This window comes from Thermodesulfobacteriota bacterium, from assembly GCA_034189135.1.
In the GTDB taxonomy this organism is placed as follows: Bacteria; Desulfobacterota; Desulfobacteria; order Desulfobacterales; family JAUWMJ01; genus JAUWMJ01.
In genome coordinates this window covers 1-5,602 of record JAXHVO010000091.1, presented here as the reverse complement: position 1 = coordinate 5,602, position 5,602 = coordinate 1, and the positions used below count along the sequence as shown (strand labels likewise).

Below are 5,602 nucleotides of genomic sequence, written 5' to 3'. Positions count from 1 at the left end.
GCAGTGTCATGGGTATCAAAAAGACGGCGGTTTTTTGCTCCATTATCATCATTTTATCCACTATTGCGGGAATGCTTTACGGGGTGATTGCAGGATGATGGAGGTTTAACCCTAAAACGCACATTAATAGTTTTATATAGAAACAGCTTATTTTTATGTAATGCGATATCGTTGCGGATTATACGGGTTGCGCGTTTCGTGTTATTAATCGGAACATTCATTTGGATTTTAAACCCGCAACACCAACGTGATAGGCAAATAAACAGTAAAAAAGACGCATGATGGTTAGCGATAAAGGTCATTGTAAGGTAAATCATGTCACCAAAGGATGTCAGCAAAATCAAGGTCGGTAAAAATAGTATCGGTATTATTGGGTTGAAGAATACGTTGGAGGCCGTGGAAAAATATTTTGCTGCCAAGCCGGAAGACGAAATTCAGGCTGAGCTTCTCAAACGACTTTCCAGGGGGAATTACATCCCTGATGCAAACAGGGAGGAATACGGCAGGGCTTTTTTAAGGGAATTCAATAAATATTTTGGTCGACCTTATGAAGAAGAGAATTTTGCAGAGCTTGAAATCAAAGTTCTGGGACAGGGATGTACTCAGTGCGACAGGTTAGAGCAGGAACTCATGCAGGTGATGGCCGAGTTCGAATTTATAGGCGATATAGAACATGTTCGGGACATTAAAGAGATAGGAAAGTACGGGGTGATGGGTATGCCGGCCTTGATAATCAATGGTAAAATTAAGTCAGTGGGACGGGTGCCGCCTAAAAATCAACTCATTGAATGGTTAAAGGCAGCCAAGGAAAAATAATAGAAAGGAGTGGTAACGTATGGATATTAAAGTATTGGGGCCCGGGTGTCCCAAATGTGAAGAGACGGAACGGATTGTCAGGGAAGTGGTTGCAAAGTCAAGCGTGGATGCAAACATTGAAAAGGTGACCGATCTGATGAAAATTGCCGGATATGGTGTTTTTGGTACCCCGGCGGTGGTGGTTGATGGTCAAGTTAAATGTGTTGGCAAGATTCCGCAAAAAGAAGATATTAAAACCTGGATTAGCAAATGATGACATTTTCCCTGGAAACAGAATTTAAAACAGCCATTCAGTATCACCAGACAGGGCAACTGCAAAGGGCCCAGGAGATTTATCGGAAGATATTGGAGACGAATCCGAATCACAGTGATTCGCTGCATCTCTTGGGCGTGATTGCCAATCAGGTTGGTAATAATGATACAGCCGTGAAGTTAATCGGCAGGGCGATTGAAATCAATTCTAAAGAAGCCAATTATTATAATAGTATCGGCAATGCATTTAAAGCCCTGGGCAACCTCAAACAGGCTGTGTTGAGTTATCAGAAAGCACTTGAGCTAAAACCGGACTTTGCCCAGGCGTTGGTGAGTATGGGTTCGGTATTTATTGAGCTCGACAGGCTCAAAGAGGCTATGTCCTGCTTCCAAAAAGCCCTGCAGTTTAATCAGAATTTTACCGATGCATATTATAATATGGGAATAGCGCTAAAAAAACAAAACAGAATGGATGAGGCAGTCATTTGTTATCAAAAAAGCCTGGAGCTGACCCCGGGCTTTTTTGATGCATATTATAATTTGGGTGCAATTTATAAGGACCAGGGCAGATTAGATGAATCTGTTTTTTGCTACCGGAAAGTCTTAGAGCAAAGCCCGTCCAATGCAAATGCATATTATAACCTTGGAGTGGTTTTACAAAAGCAGAACAAGTTAGACCAAGCGGCAGTATGCTATCAGAAGGCAATTCAATTAAAGCCGGACCATCATAAGGCATACAACAACATGGGGACGTTGTTAAAAGAACAGGGCAGGGTGAAAGAAGCAATTTCAAGCTACCGGAAATCGTTACAAATAATGCCCAATGCCGGAGTTGAGGTAAAAATGGCCCTTATGTTTCCTTTGATATTTGAATCAAAAGAATTAATTAAAAGCGAAAGGGAAAAACTGTCTGACCGAATCGAAGCATTAATGAATAAAAATTTTGCACTTATAGATCCTGCCAGAGAAGTGGGTACGACAAGTTTTTACCTGGCCTATCAAGGATTGAAAAACAGAGATTTGCAGGAAAAACTTGCCGGTCTTTTTCTGCACGCCTGCCCTGACCTTGCCTGGGTCTCTCCTAACTGCAAGCCATATACAGGTGGAAAAATTAACATCGGTATCATTTCAAGATTTTTTTATGATCATACCATTGGTTTGTTAAATCAGGGAATAATAGAAAATTTGTCCAAGGAAAAGTTCCATGTAAAGGTATTCAGGTTCCTGGGGAAAGAGGATTTATTAACAGACAGCATAGATCGTGCGGCTGATGAGGCAGTCATCCTGCCGAACGAAATGGCCGCCGCGCGCAAAATGATTTCAAAGCACCCGCTGGACATTTTGTTTTACCCTGATATTGGAATGGACCCTTTAACATACTTTATTGCATTTTCACGTCTGGCACCGGTTCAATGTACCACATGGGGACATCCGGTAACCACCGGTATCCCCAATATGGATTACTACCTATCAGCGGAAAATGCGGAACCTTCTGAAGCAAATGGTCACTACTCGGAAACCCTGGTTCTTTTAAAACGATTTGCCATGTACTGCCGCCGTCCTCAAATGCCTGAAAAACCGGTATCCCGCAAGCAATTCGATCTGCCCGAAGATTGCAATCTATATGTATGTCCCCAGACACTTTTTAAGTTTCATCCTGATTTTGATGAGGCACTTGGATCTATTCTGCGTCGGGATCCCCGAGGGTTATTGATTTTCTTTGAAACAAGGGAGGGCCACCTTGCAAAGTTACTCAACAACCGTTTCATGCATACATTTCCTGATGTAATCGATCGCATCCGGTTCCTGCCGAGAATGTCCAAAAGAAAATATTTATCTTTTTTGCGAGTTGCCGACATACTCCTCGACACCCCTCATTTTACTGGCGGCTATACAAGTTTGCTGGCATTTGCCTCCGGCATTCCCATTATCACCTGGCCCGGCCGGCTTATGTGCGGCCGTCTGACACTGGGACTATATAAACAGATAGGTGTCATGGATTGTGTTGCCCATGACGCTCAATCCTATGCGGATATTGCCAACAGGCTTGCAGTTGATAAGGCTTTTAAAAATGATATCAAAAAAAAGATTTTAAAAGGCGCCGATGTTTTGTATGAAGATATGGAAGCAGTATATGAACTTGAACGTTTCTTTGAAAGGGTGGTAAATGAAAGGATGAACCGTATTGATTAAAAGGAGGCAGATATGCCAAGAAAGGCCTTAATCATTGTCGATATGTTAAACGATTTTATCGATCCAAAGGGTACTCTTTATTGTGGGGACCAGGCAGAATCAATTATCCCCTTTGTTCGTGACAGGCTTTCAGCTTTCAGGAAAAATAAAGACCTGGTTATCTTTCTGCAGGATTCACACGATGAAAATGATTTGGAGTTTGCCAAGTTTCCCAAGCATTGTGTCACCGATACCTGGGGGAACGAAATTATTGCTGAACTTGCCCCCGTATCTGGTGAAAAAATAGTCCCCAAAAAAAGATACAGCGGTTTCTATGGAACCGATCTTGAAAGAATATTACAAGATGCAAATATTAAAGAAGTTGAAATTACCGGCGTATGCACATCTATTTGTGTAATGGACACGGTAGGAGGCCTGGCAAATCGTGATTATATCGTGTCGGTTCCTGTTAAAGGTGTAGCCGATTTTGATAATGAGATGCACGAATTTTCTTTAAAAAGGATGAAACAGCTATACGGAGCCAGGGTTTCATGAAAAGCATACACAGGGCAGGCCCCCTTTTTACCGATCTTTACGAACTTACCATGGCGGCCGGTTATTATAAGCACCAGATCGTATCAACAGCGACTTTTTCTCTTTTTATAAGGGATTATCCTTCCAACAGGAATTTTTTTGTTGCCACAGGCCTGAATGACGTGCTGGGAGAACTGGAGTCTTTTCACTTTTCCCCAAGCGATATCGACTATTTAAAAACGACCCAACTTTTTCCCCCGGAATTTTTATCTTATCTGAAAACACTCCGTTTTTCAGGAGATATGTATGCCTTGCCTGAAGGCACCATTTTTTTTGCCAATGAACCGATTGTAGAGGTGACTGCGCCTATGATTGAAGCCCAGATTCTGGAAACCCTTATGCTTAATACGATTGGATTTTCCACCATGATCGCTTCAAAGGCCGCCCGGTGTATACATGCGGCCAACGGCCGGTCTCTGGTTGACTTTTCGCTTAGAAGAACCCATGAAAAGGATGCCGGGATGAAAGTTGCCAGAAGTACTTATATCGCCGGATTTAATGCCACCAGCAATGTTTTGGCAGGCAAAACATACGGCATCCCCATATCAGGAACCATGGCCCATTCTTACATATCTGCATTTGGCAGTGAATTTGACGCATTTTCAGCCTATTCGGATTCTTTTCCCGAAAACTCCATTTTTCTTATTGATACATATGATACCATTCAAGGGGCACACCATGCGGTAAAGGTTGCCAAACAGATGGAACAAAAGGGACACTCCCTTACCGGTGTCCGGCTGGACAGCGGAGACATGGTGATGCTGAGCAAAAAGGTTAGAAAAATTTTGGATAACGCAGGTCTCTTTGGGGTAAAAATTTTTGCCAGCAGCGGTTTTGATGAGTTTAAGATAGCCGATTATATTTCGCAGGGGGCTAAAATAGATGCGTTCGGAGTCGGCACCAAGGTGGGTGTTTCTGCAGATTCACCCTATCTGGATATTGTTTACAAGGTAGTCAGGGTCAAAGACCGTGACACCAGGAAATTAAGTCCCGGTAAAATAACCCTTGCCGGCAAAAAACAGGTTTTTCGCAGGACAGGCAGACAGGGGCTGTTTCTGGAAGATATAATAGGGCTTAGGGATGATAGTTTTAAAGATGGAAAACCGATGCTGGAAAAAGTCATGGAAAAGGGAAAAAGAATAGGCACGTATCCGTCTATTGAAGAAATCAGAAATGGATTTAAAAATGAATTTGTCCTTCTTGATGATAAATATAAGTCACTTCATGATAAACAAACATACCCCGTCAAACTTAGCGACCGACTCATCAAACTGCAGAAAAAATTATAACCGTTTCGATTCACATCTGATTTTATATGTTGCGTGCCGCTAAGGCATTACTTATCGCCAAACTGACGTGCGAAACTTGAGTGATAAGATGTTTCCATTCCTTCTCCTTCCATATCAGTTGCACTGGTTTTAATAAAATTTTGAATAAACAGAGGCAATTGCATCAAGACATCAAAAACGGCTGATTTTTGGGCTGCATGTGGTGAAATGCAAAAAAGAAATTCGGCACAAGCCCTAACAATAAAAAAGGAAATCACCCGTTCCGTCCATTAGACCACAGTACGAAGACACCCTTCCTCGAGCTCTCAAATAGATAATAGTCCTTGACTAAACATGGAGTAATTTATATTAAATCCTTTAGTTAGTGTCTGAACGACAATTGAAAACTGTTTGAATTTACGATGTAAAATCGCATAGAAGTAAAACGAAGATTTTCCAGAAAATGCATAATTTACTTGCATTGGCAACTCGTTAAAGGT

General features: G+C 41.9%; 5 protein-coding genes. All 5 read left to right on the top strand.

The window, feature by feature from the left end; translation table 11 throughout:
• Positions 1-315: 315 nt before the first annotated feature.
• Genes SWH54_14020 through SWH54_14000 form a run of 5 tightly spaced genes read left to right on the top strand, consistent with a single transcriptional unit; the run spans position 316 to position 5,123 of the window.
• Positions 316-816: a thioredoxin family protein gene (locus tag SWH54_14020; GenBank protein ID MDY6792373.1), complete on the top strand. Its 501-nt coding sequence runs from the start codon at positions 316-318 to the stop codon at positions 814-816.
• Positions 817-835: 19 nt separating this feature from the next.
• Positions 836-1,069, top strand: a complete 234-nt coding sequence (locus SWH54_14015) for a thioredoxin family protein (protein ID MDY6792372.1) — start codon at positions 836-838, stop codon at positions 1,067-1,069.
• Positions 1,066-3,261 carry a tetratricopeptide repeat protein gene (locus SWH54_14010; GenBank protein ID MDY6792371.1) on the top strand — a complete coding sequence of 732 codons (2,196 nt, stop codon included), beginning with the start codon at positions 1,066-1,068 and terminating at the stop codon, positions 3,259-3,261. Before SWH54_14015 ends, SWH54_14010 begins: the two co-directional genes overlap by 4 nt.
• Positions 3,262-3,273: 12 nt before the next feature.
• Entirely contained in the window at positions 3,274-3,795 is a 522-nt protein-coding gene (locus SWH54_14005; protein MDY6792370.1) for an isochorismatase family cysteine hydrolase, read from the top strand.
• On the top strand, positions 3,792-5,123 hold the full coding sequence (locus SWH54_14000; GenBank protein ID MDY6792369.1) for a nicotinate phosphoribosyltransferase: 1,332 nt from the start codon (positions 3,792-3,794) through the stop codon (positions 5,121-5,123). Before SWH54_14005 ends, SWH54_14000 begins: the two co-directional genes overlap by 4 nt.
• Positions 5,124-5,602: the final 479 nt, after the last annotated feature.